The organism is Bacillus sp. NP157 (assembly GCA_018889975.1).
Classification (GTDB): Bacteria; Pseudomonadota; Gammaproteobacteria; order Xanthomonadales; family Rhodanobacteraceae; genus Luteibacter.
In genome coordinates this window covers 530089-548706 of record CP076546.1, presented here as the reverse complement: position 1 = coordinate 548706, position 18618 = coordinate 530089, and the positions used below count along the sequence as shown (strand labels likewise).

At 66.9% G+C, this 18618-nt stretch carries 19 protein-coding genes; 7 read left to right on the top strand and 12 right to left on the bottom strand.

Annotated elements, in window-relative coordinates; all coding sequences use genetic code 11:
* The first annotated feature begins 41 nt into the window (after positions 1-41).
* Positions 42-365, top strand: a complete 324-nt coding sequence (locus KPL74_02550; GenBank protein ID QWT20899.1) for a hypothetical protein — start codon at positions 42-44, stop codon at positions 363-365.
* Positions 366-822: 457 nt separating this feature from the next.
* On the opposite strand, the gene dksA is transcribed toward KPL74_02550, so the two are convergent.
* A complete protein-coding gene (gene dksA / locus KPL74_02545; protein QWT22567.1) occupies positions 823-1302 on the bottom strand; it encodes an RNA polymerase-binding protein DksA in 480 nt (159 codons plus the stop codon).
* A 684-nt stretch (positions 1303-1986) separates the two neighbouring features.
* On the opposite strand from dksA, the gene yidD reads away from it, so the two are divergent.
* From yidD to KPL74_02530, 3 genes are read left to right on the top strand one after another with little or no spacing between them, the layout of a single operon-like run.
* On the top strand, positions 1987-2247 hold the full coding sequence (gene yidD / locus KPL74_02540) for a membrane protein insertion efficiency factor YidD (GenBank protein QWT20898.1): 261 nt from the start codon (positions 1987-1989) through the stop codon (positions 2245-2247).
* A complete protein-coding gene (locus KPL74_02535) occupies positions 2240-3580 on the top strand; it encodes a dihydroorotase (protein QWT20897.1) in 1341 nt (446 codons plus the stop codon). The genes yidD and KPL74_02535 overlap by 8 nt, the downstream gene beginning before the upstream one ends.
* On the top strand, positions 3577-4377 hold the full coding sequence (locus KPL74_02530) for a M23 family metallopeptidase (protein QWT20896.1): 801 nt from the start codon (positions 3577-3579) through the stop codon (positions 4375-4377). The genes KPL74_02535 and KPL74_02530 overlap by 4 nt, the downstream gene beginning before the upstream one ends.
* A gap of 34 nt (positions 4378-4411) precedes the next feature.
* On the opposite strand, the gene KPL74_02525 is transcribed toward KPL74_02530, so the two are convergent.
* From KPL74_02525 to efp, 6 genes are all read right to left on the bottom strand, one after another.
* Positions 4412-5335, bottom strand: a complete 924-nt coding sequence (locus KPL74_02525; GenBank protein QWT20895.1) for a GTP cyclohydrolase I FolE2 — start codon at positions 5333-5335, stop codon at positions 4412-4414.
* Positions 5336-5428: 93 nt separating this feature from the next.
* Positions 5429-6265, bottom strand: a complete 837-nt coding sequence (locus tag KPL74_02520) for a squalene/phytoene synthase family protein (protein QWT20894.1) — start codon at positions 6263-6265, stop codon at positions 5429-5431.
* Positions 6262-6939 (bottom strand): HAD-IA family hydrolase, encoded by a 678-nt coding sequence (locus KPL74_02515; protein QWT20893.1) that lies wholly within the window; start codon positions 6937-6939, stop codon positions 6262-6264. The genes KPL74_02520 and KPL74_02515 overlap by 4 nt, the downstream gene beginning before the upstream one ends.
* Positions 6936-7643, bottom strand: coding sequence for a bifunctional 2-polyprenyl-6-hydroxyphenol methylase/3-demethylubiquinol 3-O-methyltransferase UbiG (gene ubiG, locus KPL74_02510; protein QWT20892.1), 708 nt, complete (start codon positions 7641-7643; stop codon positions 6936-6938). The genes KPL74_02515 and ubiG overlap by 4 nt, the downstream gene beginning before the upstream one ends.
* A gap of 44 nt (positions 7644-7687) precedes the next feature.
* The gene (locus KPL74_02505; protein ID QWT20891.1) at positions 7688-9040 is read right to left on the bottom strand and encodes a TRZ/ATZ family hydrolase; all 1353 of its coding nucleotides are present in this window, start codon (positions 9038-9040) and stop codon (positions 7688-7690) included.
* A 104-nt stretch (positions 9041-9144) separates the two neighbouring features.
* Positions 9145-9726, bottom strand: coding sequence for an elongation factor P (efp, locus tag KPL74_02500; GenBank protein QWT20890.1), 582 nt, complete (start codon positions 9724-9726; stop codon positions 9145-9147).
* A 55-nt stretch (positions 9727-9781) separates the two neighbouring features.
* Here efp and epmB point away from each other — a divergent pair, with 55 nt between their 5' ends.
* Together epmB and KPL74_02490 are read left to right on the top strand one after the other, a co-directional pair.
* Entirely contained in the window at positions 9782-10807 is a 1026-nt protein-coding gene (epmB, locus tag KPL74_02495) for an EF-P beta-lysylation protein EpmB (GenBank protein ID QWT20889.1), read from the top strand.
* A gap of 103 nt (positions 10808-10910) precedes the next feature.
* Positions 10911-12974, top strand: coding sequence for an EAL domain-containing protein (locus KPL74_02490; GenBank protein QWT20888.1), 2064 nt, complete (start codon positions 10911-10913; stop codon positions 12972-12974).
* Positions 12975-14055: 1081 nt separating this feature from the next.
* Here KPL74_02490 and rplS read toward each other — a convergent pair.
* From rplS to ffh, 5 genes are all read right to left on the bottom strand, one after another.
* The gene (gene rplS / locus KPL74_02485; GenBank protein ID QWT20887.1) at positions 14056-14463 is read right to left on the bottom strand and encodes a 50S ribosomal protein L19; all 408 of its coding nucleotides are present in this window, start codon (positions 14461-14463) and stop codon (positions 14056-14058) included.
* 12 nt (positions 14464-14475) lie between these two features.
* Complete coding sequence (gene trmD, locus KPL74_02480; protein QWT20886.1) at positions 14476-15258, bottom strand: tRNA (guanosine(37)-N1)-methyltransferase TrmD; 783 nt, start codon at positions 15256-15258, stop codon at positions 14476-14478.
* A gap of 23 nt (positions 15259-15281) precedes the next feature.
* Positions 15282-15797, bottom strand: coding sequence for a ribosome maturation factor RimM (rimM, locus tag KPL74_02475; protein ID QWT20885.1), 516 nt, complete (start codon positions 15795-15797; stop codon positions 15282-15284).
* Positions 15797-16048, bottom strand: a complete 252-nt coding sequence (gene rpsP, locus KPL74_02470) for a 30S ribosomal protein S16 (protein ID QWT20884.1) — start codon at positions 16046-16048, stop codon at positions 15797-15799. The genes rimM and rpsP overlap by 1 nt, the downstream gene beginning before the upstream one ends.
* A 212-nt stretch (positions 16049-16260) precedes the next feature.
* Positions 16261-17643, bottom strand: a complete 1383-nt coding sequence (ffh, locus tag KPL74_02465; protein QWT20883.1) for a signal recognition particle protein — start codon at positions 17641-17643, stop codon at positions 16261-16263.
* A 176-nt stretch (positions 17644-17819) separates the two neighbouring features.
* Between ffh and ccsA the strand changes: the two genes are divergently transcribed.
* Positions 17820-18614 carry a cytochrome c biogenesis protein CcsA gene (ccsA, locus tag KPL74_02460; protein QWT20882.1) on the top strand — a complete coding sequence of 265 codons (795 nt, stop codon included), beginning with the start codon at positions 17820-17822 and terminating at the stop codon, positions 18612-18614.
* The last annotated feature ends 4 nt before the right edge of the window (positions 18615-18618 follow it).

Sequence of the window (18618 nt, the reverse complement as noted above, 5' to 3'; positions counted from 1 at the left end):
GATCCATCTGCATTGACTGCGGAAGTCAGAAGCGATCACCCATGGCCAGGTGCAGCCACTGTCATTTCAAGCCCGGCAGTGACAGAGAAAAGGCCGAGTCACTTGTGCTTTCCACGGACTTCTTCGTCGATGGAGACTTCGAAGGATACAGCGATGATGAACTCACGAAGATTGCGCATCAAATACGTGAGCGCACCTACGCACCGAACGAAGAGAAAGTGGATCTACTTCTACGGTACGCCGCAGTGATACAAAGCGTTCCTACAAAAGACATGCTGCGTGATCTGGTTCGCTGGCTTTTCCTTCCTGGCATCCTTTTCATGGCGATGCTTATCTTTTCGCTATACAAAATCGGCGTGATTTAACCAGCCGAAAGATCGTGATCGGCCAAAGGAAACTACATTTTTAGGGAGAGTGGGATGGACCTGACTCAATTCAAACATTGTTGCGAAGACTTGCAGGCTGCTTGCGAAGACTATGAATCCTCGGTGGTCTTCGTTGAAAAGTTCAGGGAGTACGGTCTGTCCGTCCTGGACGGTGGGAGCAGTTACATTCGGATTTCCTTCTGCCCCTGGAGCGGACACCGGCTCCCCGAGACCTTACGGCATGAGTGGTTAGCTCGTCTCAGGGGACGAGGGCTTGATCCCGCAGTCGATACTGTCCCTTCGGAGTTCCTCACCGACGCGTGGTACGAGGATCACAGCGGCGGCGAGTAGGCGTCAGGGCCGCGGTTGGTCGCGCGCAGGCGCGCTCCTACAGGGGGGGCAGGCGAAAAAAAGCCCCGCTTGGCGGGGCTCTTTCGTACTACGGGACGGGTGACGGTTAGTCGCCCATCTGCTTCTGCAGGTGCTCGCGGCGTTCCTGTGCGTCGAGCGACAGGGTGGCGATGGGACGCGCGTCGAGGCGGTCCACGCCGATTTCCTCGTCGGTCTCTTCGCAGAAGCCGTAGCGGCCTTCTTCGATGCGGCGCAGGGCCTTGTCGATCTTGGAGATCAGCTTGCGGTAGCGGTCGCGCGTGCGCAGTTCCAGCGAGTTTTCGGTCTCGCGGGTGGCACGCTCGGCTTCGTCGCCAACGTCACGGACTTCCTCGCGGAGGTTGTCCATGGTCTGGCGCGATTCCTCGACCAGCTGCTCTCGCCATTCCTTCAGCTTGTTGCGGAAGTAAGCGAGATGCTTGGGGTTCATGTATTCCTCATCGTTGCCCGGGCGGTAGCCCTTCGGCAGGTCGATGATGGTAGAAGCCGGCAGCGCATAGCGGCCGTCTTCGCGCGTGATTCCGTTTTCAAGAGTGGTGCTGTTCATGCTGGCGTGCGCGGACTTCTCGTTTCTGGATGGGGAGGCGGCACCGACGGCGGACGCCGTGCGCCCAGCTGCGGGCTTCACGGGTTCGCTGGCGACCCTGGCGGCTTTCGCCGCGGGTGCCGGTGCCGCAGCGGGTGGCGGCGTCGCCTTCACCTGCTGCTTCGTGGATGCTTTCGCGGCGGCGGGCTTGGCCGGCGCTGCGGTTTTCTTCGCCGGGGCGGGCGCGGGCTTGGGGGCCACGGCCTTCGTCACGGCTTTCGCGGGGGCCTTGGCCACCGCCTTCGGTGCTGGAGCAGGTGCGGCCTTGGCCGGCGCCTTCTTGGCGGCGGCGGGCTTGGGAGCTGGCTTGGCGGCCGCCTTGGTCGCAGGCGCCGCAGCTTTCTTCGGGGCGGCCTTGGCCACCGGTTTCGCTGTCTTCGCGGCCGGCTTGGCCGCTGCGCGGACCGTCACCTTCGCGGGCGCTTTTGCCCCGGCCGTTGCCGTCCTGGCCTTCTTCGCGTCACCTGCCCCGCCCTTCTTGGCGGCTGCCGTGGCAACGGTGGAACTACGAGCGACTTTCGCCATTTCCTTCACCTCGGTGGCCGTGGCGGCGGGGTGTTATAGCCCAGATGCGTTACCCCAGCAACCTGTCTTCTGGGATACTGTGTGGCGCCCGATGCCGGCACCCACCTGGCCTGAGAGAAAGTGACCCGCCTCCTCCTCTTCCTGTTGACGTTCTACAAGCGGTGGCTGAGCCCCCTGCTTGGGGCCAACTGCCGGTTCCATCCATCCTGTTCCGATTACACACGGATTGCCATAGCCCGCTTTGGCCCGTGGCGCGGCACCCTGCTGGGGGGCTGGCGCATCCTGCGTTGCCAGCCGCTTTGCGAAGGCGGCCACGATCCCGTACCCGACCAATTTGTCCTGCGCCGATGCGGCGCCCAAGGAGTCCATACCCATGACTGACGCCTGGCTCATCAGGAACGCCGAACTCATCAACGAAAACCAGCGCTACCGCGCCGACGTCCGTATCAGGGACGGAAAAATCGCAAAGATCGGCCCGGACCTGGCAAAAGAACGTGATGAAGAAGTGATCGACGCGACGGGCCTCTGGCTGCTGCCGGGGATGATCGACGACCAGGTCCATTTCCGCGAGCCGGGGCTCACCCAGAAGGCCGATATCGCCAGCGAGTCGCGCGCCTGCGCCGCCGGCGGCATCACCAGCTTCATGGAGATGCCGAACACCAAGCCGCCCGCGCTGGACCGCGACTCGCTCGAGGCCAAGTACACCCGCGCCGCGGAAACCTCGATCGTGAACTACGCCTTCTACATGGGCGCCAGCAACGACAACCTCGAACACATCCGCAAGCTCGACCCCAAGGCCGCACCGGGCGTGAAGGTGTTCATGGGCGCCTCGACCGGCAACATGCTGGTGGACAACCCGGAAACCCTCGACGGGATCTTCCGCGACACCCCGGTGCCGATCATCACGCACTGCGAAGACACCCCGATGATCGATGCGAACCTGGCCAAGGCGCACGAGAAGTACGGCGAGGACATCCCGATGTGGGAGCACCCGCACATCCGCTCGCGCGAGGCCTGCATCAAGTCGACGAAGCTGGCGATCTCGCTGGCCCGCAAGCACAACACCCGCCTGCACGTGCTGCACATCTCCACCGCCGACGAGCTGGCCCTGTTCGAACCGGGCCCGATCGAAGGCAAGCGGATCACCGCGGAGACCTGCGTCCACTTCCTGCATTTCGGCGGCAAGGCCGATTACGACGAGAAGGGCTCGTTCATCAAGTGCAACCCGGCGATCAAGGACGAGGCCGACCGCGAGGCGATCACCAAGGCGCTGGCCGAGGGCCGCCTGGACGTGCTCGCGACCGACCATGCGCCGCACCTGCTCGAGGAGAAAGAGCAGAAGTACGACAAGGCGCCGTCCGGCCTGCCGCTGGTCCAGTTCGCCCTGCAGGGTGCCCTGCAGCGCGTGACCGAGGGCAAGCTGACCCTGGAGCGCGTGGTCGAGACCGTGTGCCACAACCCGGCCAAGCTGTTCAACGTGATGCATCGCGGCTTCCTGCGCGAGGGCTACGCGGCCGACCTGGTCCTGGTCGACCCGAACAAGCCGCACACCGTGACCCGCGAAGAAGTGCTGTCCAAGTGCGGCTGGTCGCCGTTCGAGGGCTACACCTTCAGCACCAGCATCGCGGCCACCTTCGTCAACGGCCAGCGGGCCTGGGACGGCAAGCAGGTGGACACCACCGTGCGCGGCCAGCGCCTCGAGTTCGATCGATGAGGAAATTCGCAACCGCAGGCGCGCTCCTACTGGGCTCCATGGGTTGCATGACGGCTGGCGCGACGACCAGCGACGTCCCGGCGACGATGTCGCAGGGCGCGCTGGTCATCGCCCACGCCCCGCCCGGCTCGGCCGTGCAGGTCAATGGCAAGCCAGTGCACGTCGGTGCCGACGGTGTGTTCGTGTTCGGCGCCGGCCGTGACGAGGCCGGGCCGCTCAGGGTTGACGTCGCCGGGCATGCTTACAGCGTCACCGTGACCCCGCGCGACTGGCCGATCGAGCGGGTGGAAGGCGTCCCGCCGAAGACGGTGAACCCGCCGCCGGACATCGCCGCACGGATCGAACGCGAGCAGGCCCAGGTGGTCGCCGCACGCAACCGCGACGACGCGCGGGAAGACTTCAACCACGGCTTCACCTGGCCGGTCACGGGTCGCATCAGCGGCCGGTTCGGCAACCAGCGCATCTACAACGGCGACCCCAAGGCCCCGCATTCGGGCATGGACATCGCCGTGCCGGAAGGTACGCCGGTGAAGGCCCCCGCGGCGGGCGTGATCACCTTCGCGCAGCCCGACCTCTACCTCACGGGTGGCACGGTCCTGCTCGACCACGGGTTCGGCCTGTCGTCGAACTTCCTGCACCTGTCGCGCATCGACGTGAAGGTCGGCCAGCACGTGTCGCAGGGCGAGGTGATCGGCGCCGCCGGCAAGACCGGCCGGGCTACCGGGCCCCACGTGCACTGGGGCTTCAACTGGTTCGGGGTGCGGCTGGATCCCCTGCTCCTGCCGGGGATCCGCTAGGCCCTACCGATCGGCGCGCGAGGATCAGCGGTGATCAGCGCGCCTTCGAGGCGAAGGCGACGGCGTCGTGCGGATGCAGGCTTTCGTGGTGCGCGACGCGCACGTGGAAATCGCCGATGGCCGGGTCGGCTTCCAGCGTGGTCTGGATCCGCCGCGCGGCGTCTTCGCAGAACATCAGGTTGCCGCCGTTGGCCAGCGCGAACGCCTGCTCGTCGGCACGCTTCACCGCCGTCTGCACCGGCGTGCCGAGCGCCGCTTCGACGCGGTCGATCATGCCGATCAGGTTGAAGGTACCCTCGCCCGTCGGCGCCACCCGGATCGTCGCCGTGCTGCGCTGGGCATGCGGCGTGGCCACGATGCCCTGTTCGGTGCCGAGCCAGGCCAGGATGGTCTCGCGATCCACCGCCTGGTCGGCCGGGAACGCACTGGCGAAGCTGTCCTGGATGAGCTGGCGCGAGAGCGCCGCGGACGCCGGGCAGGTGGACGAATAGACCACGTCGGTCGTCACCTCGAGCTTGAACGCGCCGCCGGCGAGCGTGGCATCGAGGGTGATCGGGTAGGCGCGCCAGCCGCTGTTATCGCTTTTCAGCGCACGGCGACGGACCAGGTGCTCGAAGCGGATGGTGATGCGCGCATGGTCGGATAGCCCTTCGTGCGACGACAGGAACTCACCCAGCAGCGCGCGGATGCCGCCCACGGTCAGCGGGCCGGCCGAGAGCGCCTCGGTGACCAGCAGGTACAGCCGCGACATGTGGATGCCGCGCTTCTCCGGCTGGGTCAGGTTGACGAAGGCACCGACGCGGGCGCTGGTGCCGCGCACGTCACCGTCGCCGGCGTCGAAGGCCACCGGCATTTCCATGCCGTCCATGCCGACCCAGTCGAGCGTGCCGTAGACCAGCGCGTGCTCGTGCGACGCGACGTCGGGCAGCAGACGGTTGGGGGAATCTTGGATGTACATCGGTTTTCCTTGGTACGTATGCCGTTCCGGGCTCCCCGCCGAGATGGGGGCCTTGGGCGTGGGCTCAATGGTGTGTGCCCGGAAACGGTCCGTTCAGCCCAAGCGTCCTGCCTCGCGGGCAGCACGCCAGGCACGGAATGCGGTGGCCGGGCCGGTGCGCGACTGGCGCCGGTGCAGCTCGGCGAACGGCTCGGCGGCGCGTGCGGCGCCCCTGGCCGTGGCAAGCGCCGTACGGCCCTCCAGGCCACGGAAGGTACTCAGGGGCTCCCCCGTCGCCAGCGCCGCGCGCAGGCCGGCTGCCAGCTCGTCCAGCTGCGCCTTGATCGCCTCGCGCCGGGCCGGGGAGTCGTCCTTCAGCTGGCCGCGGCTCAGGCCGTGCCGGGCCAGCCGCGACATCGGCAACGGCAGGCGCTCGCGGTCCGCATCGAACTCCAGCCGCGACAGCGCGAAGACCAGGTGCGACAGCGTGGCGATCCGGGCCGCGGCATCGCTGGGCGCATCCGCGCCGAACCACCACGCGTTTTCCAGCGCCGCGAGGGCACCGTGCATGTTGCGCGACGCGGCCACCTGCGCGGCGAAGTCGGACGGGGTGCCCTGCTCGAGCTGGGCCATCGCCGCCAACACCGGGTCGATCCAGCGCTGGGCGCCGATCGTCCGCGCGCGCGCGCTGGCGAACAGCGCCTTGGTCAGCGGATGCCGACCGCCGCTGGCCGCCGCGCCGGAGAGCTCCTCGGCCCACCACTGCAGCTTGGCCGCGGCGACCGCCGGCTCACGGATGCCGTAGGCGGACGAAATCAGTTCCTGCTCAAGCGCCGCGAGGGCCACGCGCTCGTCGCGCACGGCCGGATCGACGAAGCCCAGCGCGACCCGCTGCTGCGGCTGGATCGCCAGCCACTTGTCGACGTAACTCTGGATGGCGCCGTCGGTCATGCCACGACCTTCAGGCCGAGCAGGCGCGACAGGTCGTCGGGATGGTCGACCACGACATCGGCGTCCCACGCGTCCGGATCGCCGCCATCGAGGTAGCCCCAGCGCACGGCCACGGTGAATAGGCCGGCGGCACGGCCGGCAAGGATGTCGCGGCGATCGTCGCCGACGAACACCGAACGTGCCGGCGCGCAGCCGGCCATCTCGCAGGCAAGCAGCACCGGCGCGGGATCGGGTTTCTTCACCGGCAGCGTGTCGCCGGAGACCACCGCGGCCGGCTGCCAGTGCGGCACCGCCTGCGGCAGCAGCGCATCGGTCAGGAAACCCGGCTTGTTAGTGACGATGCCCCAGCGGATACCCGCGGCGTCGAGCCCCGCGAGCATCGGCTCGATGCCCGCGAACGCCACGGTGTGCGCGGCCATGTTCGCTTCGTAAAGCGCGAGGTAACGCGGCACCAGCGCAAGCACGCCCGCTTCGTCGCGGTCGGGGAAGCCGACGGCGATGATGGCGCGCGAACCACGCGAGACCACGGGACGCACGGCGTCGTACGCGGGCGGCGACACGCCCTGCTCCGCGCACAGCAACACCAGCGCGTGGTGCAGGTCCAGCCCGCTGTCGAGCAGGGTGCCGTCGAGGTCGAAGAACACGCCTTCCGGCGTGAACGGCAGCATGCTCACGCCGGCTTCCTCGCCGACAGCACGTAGTTCACCGCGGTGCTGCCGGTGAGGCTCGCGTTGCGGGTCAGCGGGTTGTAGGCAAGGCCACTGATGTCTTCCAGCTCCAGGCCAAAGCGACGCAACATGCCGGCCACTTCCGAGGGCTTGAGGAACTGGGCGTAATGATGGGTGCCGCGCGGCAGCAGGCGCATCAGGTATTCGGCGCCGACGATCGCCGCGCCGAACGCGGCCGGCGTGCGATTGAGCGTCGACAGGAACAGCTGGCCACCGGGCTTGAGCATGGCGGCGAGGTCACGGATCAGCACCAGCGGATCGGGCACGTGCTCGATCATCTCCATGCAGCAGACCACGTCGAAGGTTTCGGCTTCGCTCGCCGCAAGCTCTTCGGAGGACTGCACGCGGTAGTCCACCTGCAGGTTCGATTCGAACAGGTGCAGCTTCGCGATCTCGATGAGCTTCGCACCCAGGTCGATCGCGGTGACGTTGGCACCCGCGCGGGCCAGCGCCTCGCTGAGCAGGCCACCGCCGCAACCGACGTCGACCACCTTCGCGCCACGCAGGTTGGCGCGGCCGGCGACGTAGGCGGTGCGGACCGGGTTCAAGTCATGCAGGGGGCGCGATTCGCCGTCCGGATCCCACCAGCGCGCGGCGAGCTTTTCGAAACGGGCGATTTCTTCCGCGCTGACGTTGGCGTTGGTTTGCATCGAAAAAACCTCAGGAATAACGGTATGCGAGCCGGTCGTGGCGTTCACGACGCGGCCGTATCGGCGTCGGCGGCCGCGATCCGCTCGCGCCAGCCCCGCGCCTTGTCGCGGATGGCATCGACGTCGATGCCGACCAGGGTCTTGTTGTCCAGCTTGCGCTGGCCATCGATCCACACGTCGCTGACCTGGTGGCGGCCGGTGGCGTACACCAGCTGCGAAGCCACATGGTACAGCGGCTGGGTTTCAAGGTCGTCCAGGCGCACCGCGGTGAGGTCGGCGCGCTTGCCCGGCTCGATCGAGCCGATCCGGTCGCCCAGGCCAATCGCCTTCGCCCCGTTGAGCGTGGCGGCGCGCAGCGCGCTGGCCGCGTCGAACGCCGCCGCGTCGCCTGCGACGGCCTTGGCCAGCATCGCGGCGGTGCGCATCTCGCCGAACATATCGAGGTCGTTGTTGGACGCGCAGCCATCGGTGCCGATGCAGAGGTTCACGCCCGCGGCGCGCAGCTTTTCCGCCGGGCAGAAGCCCGAGGCGAGCTTGAGGTTCGACTCCGGGCAATGCACCACCGACACGCCTGCCGCGGCGCATGCCGCGATCTCGCCGTCGGTCAGCTGGGTCATGTGCACCGCGATCAGCCGCTCGTTCACCAGGCCAAGCTTCTGCAGGCGCTGGAACGGACGCATGCCGTCGCGGACCTTGCCCTCTTCCACTTCCTGCGCGGTTTCATGCGTGTGCAGGTGCACCGGGATGTCGAGCTGTTCGGAGAGCACGCGGATGCGCTCGAAGTTCTCGTCCGACACCGTGTAAGGCGCGTGCGGCGCGAACGCGGTGGTGAGCAGCGGCTCGTCGCGCAGGCTGTCGTGGACTTCTTCGGCGCGCTGGAAATACTCGTCCGCGGTCTTCGCCCACGGCGTCGGGAAATCGATCACCGGCAGGCCGATCACGGCGCGGAAACCCATCTGCCGATACGTCGCGGCGATGACATCGGGGAAGAAATAGTTTTCGTTGGCGCAGGTGGTGCCACCGCGCAACATTTCGGCCACGGCCAGTTCCACGCCGTCGCGGATGAAATCCGGGCCCATCACCCGGCCTTCCGCCGGCCAGATGTGCTCCTGCAGCCAGGTCATCAGCGGCAGGTCGTCGGCCAGGCCGCGCAGCAGGGTCATCGGGTTGTGCGTATGCGCATTGACCAGGCCCGGGATCAGCGCGTGCTCGCCCAGCGAGATGCGCTCGCGCGGCGCGTAATGCTGGCGCGCTTCGTCGGCGGGCAGGATCGCCAGGATTTCGCCTTTGTCGATCGCCACCGCGTGGTCGTCGAGCACGACGCCGTGCGGTTCGACGGGAACCACCCAACGGGCTTCGATAAGGAGGTCGATCTGCTTGGTTTCGTTGGAGCTCATGGATGCCTCGCGAAGCGTGCCGGGCGTTTTCACAGCCCCTGATAAGCGAACGGCACGGCGCCCTGGGGGCGGCCGTGCCGTTGCGTGGGTCGAACGACGCCGCCTTACTTGACGCGGCTGTCGTATTCGCCCGTGCGGGTATCGACCTTGATCACTTCGTCCTGGTTGACGAACAGCGGGACGCGGACCACGGCGCCGGTTTCCAGCGTCGCCGGCTTGCCGCCGCCACCCGAGGTGTCGCCACGGACGCCCGGGTCGGTCTCGACGATCTTCAGCTCGACGAACTTCGGGGCCTGGACGGCAATGATCTGGGTTTCGTTGAACAGGGTGATGACACACTGCTCGTCGCCCTTCAGCCACTTCCAGGCGTCGCCCATGGCGGCCAGGTTGGCGCGGTACTGCTCGAAGGTCTCGGCGTGCATGAAGATCCACTCACGCTCGTTACCGGTGCCCTCGATGTACGAGAAGCTGGCGTCGGTATCCATCGCGTTGGCTTCTTCGTACGAGTCGCTGGACTTCAGGGTCAGCTCGGTGGTGCGGCCGTCCTTCAGGTTGCGGACGCGGATGCGCGTGAACGCCTGGCCCTTGCCCGGCTTGACGAATTCCGCTTCGGTGATGACCCAGGGGTCGCCGTTGTGGAGGATCTTCTTGCCCGTTTTGACGTCATTGAGGCCAAGGGTCGCCATGTGTTGCTTGCTCCAGAGGTGAATCCGCCCACAGGGCGGCTAAAATAGGCCCACTATGATAACCGCAAGCCCCACTCCCCGCCTACCGACGCCAGCCCAGGGCTGGCGCGAGGCCTGGCGGGAGGCCATCACCGATGCCGGGGAACTCCTCGCCGCCGTCGGCCTGGCCCACCGCACCGACCTCCTGCCGGCCGACGACGCCGGCTTTCCCCTGCGCGTGCCCCGTGCCTTCGTGGCCCGGATGCGCCATGGCGACCCGGACGACCCCCTGCTGCGCCAGGTGCTGCCGCAGCGGGCCGAACACGACGAGGCGCCGGGCTTCAGCGTGGACGCGGTAGGCGACATGGCCGCCAAGGCCGGGCACGGGCTGCTGCACAAGTACGACGGCCGCGCCCTGCTGATCGCCAGCGGGTCCTGCGCCGTGAACTGCCGTTACTGTTTCCGCCGGCACTTCCCCTACGGCGAGGAAATCGCCGCGGCGGCCGGCTGGCGTGACGCGCTGGCCCACGTGGCGGCCGACACCTCGATCCGCGAGCTGATCCTCTCCGGCGGCGACCCGCTGTCGCTGGCCACGCACAAGCTCGAGGAACTGACCCGCGGCCTGGCCGGCCTGCCCCACGTCATCCGCCTGCGCATCCACACCCGCCTGCCCGTGGTCTTGCCCGAGCGCGTCGATGACGCCTTCGTCGCGTGGCTGGCCGGGCTGCCGCTGCAGAAGGTGGTGGTGCTGCATGCGAACCATGCCAACGAGTTCGACGCCGCGGTCGATGCCGCCTGCGCGCGCCTGCGTGACGCCGGGGCCACGCTGCTCAACCAGTCGGTGCTGCTGCGCGGCGTGAACGACGACGCGGACGCCCTAACCGACCTGTGCGAGCGCTCGTTCGCCGCCGGCGTGCTGCCCTACTACCTGCACCAGCTCGACAAGGTCACCGGCGCGACACATTTCGAGGTCGATGATGCCCGTGCGGTGGCATTGGTAGAGACGCTGCGGGCGCGGCTTCCCGGGTACCTCGTCCCAAAACTGGTACGTGAATTGCCCGGCGACGCCTCAAAGCGTCCTATTGCCGATTTCGCGCGTTAGTATGGGCTCGTTCCCGGCAGCCTCGTGCCGCCGGGCCGCGTTACAGGGGGCGCGCAGCGGGTATACGTTGCGCAGGGTAGAACTGCGGTAGTCGAATCACATCATGAAACACGACAACGTCATCCGCGTCCTCTTCATCGAATCGTCGGTGGAAGAGGCGGAAGTCCTGATCACGATCCTGCGTAACGGCGGCATCGCCGTCCGGCCGTCGCGCGCGACCACCGCCGCCGAGATCCAGGCGTGTATGGCCGAGCAGGTGCCGGACCTGGTGCTGATGAACCCGGCGGTGCCCGGCATCGAGTCCGCCCAGGTCATGCGCCAGATGGACGCCAGCGGCCGCGACCTCGCGGTCATCGCCGTGCTGGACAAGCTCGAGGAAGAAAGCGTGGCCGACCTGCTCGCCGGCGGTTCGCGCGGCGTGGCGCTGCGCAAGCGGCCGGACCAGATCCTCGCGACCGTCCACCGTGAATTCCAGGCGCTGTCCACCCGCCGCCAGGTGCGCCGCCTCGAAACGGCGCTGCGCGAGACCGAGCGCCGCTGCGATTCGCTGCTGGACTCCTCGCGCGACGCCATCGCCTACGTGCATGAAGGCATGCACGTGCGCGTGAACCAGGCCTACCTCGAAGCCTTTGGCTTCGCCGAATACGACGACATCATCGGCCTGCCGATCCTCGACCTGGTCGCCGGGACGCACGCCGAAGAGTTCAAGAACACCCTGCGGGTGCTGTCCCGCGGCGAAAAGATCCCGCCGCCGATGGAGCTGCTGGTCCGTCGCGACGACAGCAGCACGTTCAAGGCCACGGTCGAATTCGCCCAGGCGACCTTCGAAGGTGAAGCCTGCCTGCAGCTGGTGTTCCGTCAGCAGACGGTCGACCCGGCCCTCGTCGCCCAGCTCTACCACGACCCGGTCACCGGCCTGTTCAACCGTGCACGGACCCTCGAGAACATCGACGAGGCCGTGGCCGCCGCGGCCGCCGGCCGATCCGGCCAGGCCGTGCTGCTGGTCGAGCCCGACAACTGGCGGGAACTGGTCGCCAACGCCGGTATCGGCAACGCCGACCAGGTGCTGGCCACGCTGGCCGAGCGGATCAAGGACACCATCGACGAAGAAGACGTGGCCGGCGTGCTGGGCGACCACACCTTCGGCGTCATCCTCGCACCGCGCGGCGACCTCGAACACGCAGCCCTGACCGAGCGCATGCGCGCCGCGATCTCCGATGCGATCGTCGACGCCGGCAGCCGCTCGCTGACGGTCACGGTGACCGTCGGCGGCACGCTCCTCGCCGAAAAGAACGCCAACGCCGAAACCGTCCTCGACCAGGCCAGCGCCGCGCTGCGCAACGCCCAGAACCAGGGCGGCAACCGCGTCGAACTGCATGACCCCAGTGCGCGCGAAAAGGCCGACGCCGAACGCGAGCAGTACTGGCTCGACCTCGTCCGCGAAGCCCTCGCCCAGGACGGCCTGCGCCTGTACCACCAGCAGATCATCAGCCTGCAGGATGCCGTGGGCGAGTTCTACGAGATCCTCGTACGCATGCGCGGGCCGAAGGGCGACGTGTTGCCCTCGTACTTCTTTCCGGTGGCGGAACGCAACGGCCTGCTGCCGGCGATCGACCGCTGGGTGCTCGGCCACGCAATCGATGCCCTCGCCCACCGCGAGAAAGACGGCCTGACCACGACCTATTTCGTGAAGATGACCGTGCAGTCGCTGGAAGACCCGGACCTGCTGCCGTGGCTGAAGCGTCGCCTGGAAACGGCGAAGCTCCGTCGCAGCACGCTGGTGATCGAGATGCCGGAGTCGAAGGTGCTGACCATGCTGCGCAAGGCGCAGGAGTTCTCGAGCGGCTGGCGCCAGTCGGGCGGCCGGTTTGCGATCGAGCAGTTCGGTTCGGGCCTGAATTCGTTCCAGATGCTGAATCACGTCGAGGCGGATTACCTGAAGATCGATCGCAGCTTCATGACCGACCTGCCGCAGCATCCCGAGAACCAGAAACGTATCGCCGAGATCTGCAAGGAAGGCCACGCGACTGGCAAGCAGTCGGTGGCCGAATGGGTGGAAGATGCGGTGAGCACGTCGCTGCTGTTCGCTTGCGGCGTGGACTTCGTCCAGGGCAACTTCCTGCAGGAGCCCGCCAAGGTCCTCGCCGAGGAATACCTACCGGTCTGAAGCGTTGCCGCTCCGCGGCCATGTCCTCATAACCCCGGCTCCCGTAGGAGCGCGCCTGCGCGCGAATGCCGTCCGCGCGGCGCTCGGGCATTGGGGCAGGACAGCCCTCGGTGCCTACCCTCGCTGCTCAGACAGGTCCTCCGCGCTCGACAGGGTTGGCCGCAGCCGCGGCCCATGTACTTATTGCCCTACGGGCGCTCACTTGTGCGGAACTCGCCTCGAGGGTAGGCACCGAGGGCTCTCTTCATTCTTGCCGCAAGCTGGGTGGGAAAGCGTCGGCACCGCGCCGACGCAGCGGTGGCTCGTGTAGGAGCGCGCCTGCGCGCGAACGGCCAACACCGCGGTGAAGCAGGAACCTGATTCACCCAACCGCCCAGGCGCCTTCAAACCTTGTCGAAGACATGCCCCGGCTTTCCCGCGTCGTAGCTCAATGGCTTCGACTCACGCCGAGCCGGCTGCCGACGACCTACGAACAGAGCTGTCGTCAGGTGAACCGCTGGCCGGCATCGATGCACAGCCTCATTCGCCCGAAACAAGGGTGAGGGTTCGCGCGCAGGCGCGCTCCTACAAAAGCCGCCATTATGTCGGGGATGGCGATGCCGCCGCCCCACCCAGCTTGCGTCAAGGTGGAAGACAGCCCTCGGTGCCTACCCTCGAGGCGAGTTCGTGGCGGCGAGGGTGGCGGGCGGAAGAAGCCCGAAGGGGGCCGGCCACGATGGCCGGCCGTTCTTGTTGAGGCAGGATGCCGAATCAAGAACCGCCGCCCGGCACCCGGTGCGCGGCCGTAGGCCAATAGATAAACGGGCTGCGGAGCAGCCCCTCCTTTTCGCACGCCAGAACGCTGTCTGAGCAGCGAGGGTAGGCACCGAGGGCTGTCCTGCGTGCAGGTACGAGCGCCGCGCGGACGGCCATCGCGCGCAGGCGCGCTCCTACAACAGCCATGCCAGCGCCGAGGTTCGGCCGGAGGCCGTGGTAGTTCGGCCGGAGGCCGTGGTAGTTCGGCCGGAGGCCGTGGAGACGGTGCAACGCAAAAAAGCCCGCGATTGCTCGCGGGCTTCTTTGCGTGCCTTGCAGCAGCCGATTACTCGGCGGCGGCGGCGGAGGACGCGGCAGCCTTCTTCGCGGCCTTGGCGGCAGCGGCGGCGGCGACGTCTTCCTTGATGCGGGCAGCCTTGCCTTCCAGACCACGCAGGAAGTACAGCTTCGCGCCACGGACCTTGCCCTTGCGCTTCACTTCGACCGAATCGATGGCCGGGCTGTGAGCCTGGAACACGCGCTCGACGCCGGTGCCGTGCGAAATCTTGCGCACGGTGAAGGCCGAATGCAGGCCGCGGCTACGCTTGGCGATCACGATGCCTTCGAAGGCCTGGACGCGTTCGCGGTTGCCTTCCTTAACCTTGACGTTCACGACCACGGTGTCGCCAGGGCCGAAATCCGGCAGCTGGCGGGTGATCTGCTCGGCTTCGAACTGTTGGAGGAGTTTGTTCATGGCGCACACCTGTCAATTTTTATTACGGCGGTCGTTGTCGGCCGCACCGTTTAGCCGTTCGTAATCACGGCGGAATTCATCAAGCAAAGCCCGGGACTCAGCATCCAGGACCAGCTGCGTTAGCAGATCCGGCCGGCGTAGCCAGGTTCGACCTAGCGACTGCTTGCGGCGCCAGCGGCGAATAGCCGCGTGATCACCCGAAAGCAGGACCTCCGGCACGCCACCCCACGCATCGTGCTGCACGGGGCGGGTGTAGTGCGGGCAATCCAGCAAGCCGTCCGAGAACGAATCCTGCTGGTGGGACTGCGCGTCGTTCAACGCACCGTCCTGTAGACGACCCACCGCATCGATAATCACCGCTGCGCCGAGCTCACCACCTGACAGCACATAATCGCCGATTGAGAGCTCTTCGTCGACCTCGTGCTCGAGCAGGCGTTCATCCACACCTTCGTAACGTCCGCAAATGAGGGCGATTCGCGGCGTTTTCGCCAGCGCTTCCACCCTTTTCTGCGTCAGCCGCGCACCTTGCGGGCTGAGGTAAATCACATGCACCGGTTCCGGTGCCGCCTCGCGAATCGCCGCCAGGGCAGCCCGCAAGGGATCGATCAACATCACCATGCCTGGTCCACCGCCAAAGGGGCGGCCATCCACGGTGCGATAATTATCGGTAGCGAAGTCACGCGGATTCCAGGTTTCCACCTGGAGCAGCTCGCGCTGCTGCGCCCTTCCCACCACCCCGATGCCGGCCGACTGGCGGACGAAATCGGGAAACAGGGTAACCACGTCGATGCGCATGCTCTTCGGATTACCGCTGCTTGCTAAAACTCGGGATCCCAGTCCACCACGATGCGGCCAGCGTCGAGATCGACGGACTGCACGTAGGGGCCCTGGACGAACGGGACCAGGCGTTCCTTCTCGCCATCCTTCACTACCATGACGTCGTTGGCGCCCGTAGAGAAAAGATGACTGACCCGGCCGAGCACGACGTTTTCGGTGGTCACGACCTCGAGGGTTTCGAGGTCGGCCCAGTAAAACTCGCCCGGTGCGGGCGGCGGCAGCAGGTCGCGCGAGACCGTGATCTCGCAACCGACCAGCGTTGCCGCCTGGTCACGGTCCGCGATACCCGGCAGGGAGGCAACGATGCCCTTGCCCTGCGCCCGACCACGAACCCCTTCCATCTCCCGTTCCACGCCCGGCGCGGTCAGCAGCCAGGGCTGGTACCGGAAGATCTGGAGGCGAGGTTCGGTCCAGCTTTCCAGCTTGACCTCACCCTGCACGCCATGGAGCCCGACAATGCGTCCTACGCGGACGCGCCGACCAGGCTCCGTCGCCATCAGGCAGCCAGCTTGCCGGCTTCCTTGACGAGGGCACGGACCTTGTCGGTCAGCTGTGCACCCTTTGCCACCCAGGCCTGGACCTTGGCGACGTCGAGTTCGAGACGCTTATCAGCGCCCGAAGCGACCGGGTTGTAGTAGCCGACGCGCTCGATGTTACGACCGTCGCGCGGGCTGCGCTGGTCGGTCACAACGACGTGATAAAACGGACGGCCCTTGGCGCCACCGCGCGAAAGACGAATCTTAACCATAAGTTACGAGCTCCAGAATGCCGTATGCCGGCAAGGCGCGCGCGAAAAGCGGGCGCGGTAAAGCGGGAAGTTTAAGTTGCGTGACGGGGTGCGTCAAGCCTTGGGGGAACCTAAGAGCGTTTGGAGTATCGAGTACCGGGTAAGAGCCGGCTCGCTACTGCGGCCCCGCTCCCACCCCCAACTATCAACTCGAAACCCTCAACGCTCTTCTCTTACCGGCCCGGCGGCATCATGCCGCCCATGCCGCCCATGCCCTTCATGGCGCCACGCATCTGGCGCATGAGGCCCTTGCTGCCGCCCTTGGACAGCTTGGACATCATCTTTTCCATCTGCATGAACTGCTTGAGCAGGCGATTGACGTCGGCGGGCTGGGTGCCGGAGCCGCGGGCCACGCGGGCCTTGCGCGAGCCGTTCAGGAGATCCGGGTGACGGCGCTCCTTCTTGGTCATCGAGCCGATGATGGCGACCATCTTCCGCAGCTCGCCGTCGTTGACCTTGGATTTCACGTTCTCGGGCAGGCTTGAGACGCCCGGCAGCTTGTCCATGAGGCCAGCGAGGCCGCCCATGTTGTTCATCTGCTCAAGCTGGTCGCGCATGTCGTTGAGGTCGAAGCGCTTGCCCTTCATGACCTTCTCGGCCAGCTTCTGGGCTTTCTCGTGATCGACCTTGCGCTCGACTTCCTCGACCAGCGACAGCACGTCGCCCATGCCGAGGATGCGCTGTGCCACGCGGTCCGGATGGAACGGCTCGAGGGCATCGGTCTTTTCACCGGCACCCAGGAACTTGATCGGGCGGCCGGTGACGTAGCGCACCGACAGGGCCGCACCGCCGCGGGCATCGCCGTCGGTCTTGGTCAGCACGACGCCGGTGAGCGGCAGTGCATCCGAGAACGCCTTGGCGACGTTGGCGGCATCCTGGCCGGTCATCGAATCGACGACGAACAGGGTTTCAATCGGGTTGATGGCGCCGTGCAGGGCCTTGATTTCCTGCATCATCGCTTCGTCGACGTGCAGGCGGCCGGCGGTATCCACCAGCAGCACGTCGATCACTTCGCGACGGGCTGCCGCCACGGCGGCCTTCGCGATCTCGACCGGATCCTGGCCTGCTTCCGAGGGGAAGAAGGACACATCGACCTGCGAGGCCAGCGTACGCAGCTGCTCGATGGCGGCCGGACGGTAGACGTCGCAGCTGACCACCATCACGCGCTTCTTCTTGCGCTCCTTGAGGAAGCGGGCGAGCTTGCCGACGGTGGTGGTCTTGCCCGCGCCCTGCAGGCCGGCCATGAGCACCACGGCGGGCGGCTGGGCAGCGAGGTTCAGTTCGGTGTTGGCCGCGCCCATGAGCGTGGTGAGCTCGTCGCTGACCACCTTCACCAGGGCCTGGCCCGGCGACAGGCTCTTGAGCACTTCCTGACCCACGGCGCGGACCTTCACGCGCTCGACGAGGGCCTTCACCACCGGCAGGGCCACGTCGGCCTCGAGCAGGGCGATGCGGACTTCGCGCAGGGTCTCGCGGATGTTTTCCTCGGTCAGCCGGCCGCGACCACGCAGGCGGTTGACGGTATCGGAAAGGCGCTGGCTGAGGGATTCAAACATGTCTGGACCATCGGGGAATTTCCAAGCTCTCGATTATAGCGGGAGTTGGGGGGTGGGAAGTGGGGGCGGGTTTCCCCAGGGCTTACGCCCCCCGTCTCCCACCTCCCACCTCCGCCCCACAAATGCCACTGTGTCGCATTCCGCTGCCCCGCCCCGCTATGCCACACTGCGCGTCCATGATCGACACCCTCTCGCTGGTCGCCATTTTCCTCTACCTGTCCGCTGCCGGCGTGCTCGCCCGGCCGCTGGTGACGGGTGGCCAGCCACTGGCGCGGATCGGCATGACGCTGGGCGCGATCGCCGCCCTCGCCCACGCCGCGGCACTGCTCGGTGCCCATCGCGGCACGCTCGACCTGCACTTCTTCGCCGCGCTGTCGCTGGTGGCGTGGATCGCCTCCGCGTTGACCGTGGTGGTGAACGTGTCCCGGCCGGTCGCCGGCCTGGGCATCCTCGTCTTCCCGCTGTCCGCCGCGTTCGTCGCCATCGACGCCTTCCTCGCCCCGCGCACCGCGCCCATGGCGATGACCTGGCAGATCGAGATGCACGTGACGATCGCCGTGTTCGCCTTCGGCATCCTGTCGCTGGCGGCGGCACTGGCCATCCTGCTCGCGATCCAGGAGCGTGCGCTGCGTCGCAGCCGGTTCGGCCACTGGCTACGCGCCCTGCCCCCGCTCACGCTGACCGAAGTGCTGCTGTTCCGCCTGATCGCGGTCGGATTCGTGCTGCTCACCCTCACCCTCGTCACCGGCGCGCTGTTCGTCGGCGACCTGTTCGGCCAGCACCTCGTCCACAAGACGGTGCTGTCGATCGTCGCGTGGATCATGTTCGGCGTGCTGCTCTGGGGCCGCTGGCGTTACGGCTGGCGCGGCATCCGCGCGGTGAACCTCACCCTCGCGGCGATGGGCATCCTGTTGCTGGCCTTCTTCGGAACGAAGATGGTGCTGGAGCTGATCCTGCACCGCACGGCGTAAAGAG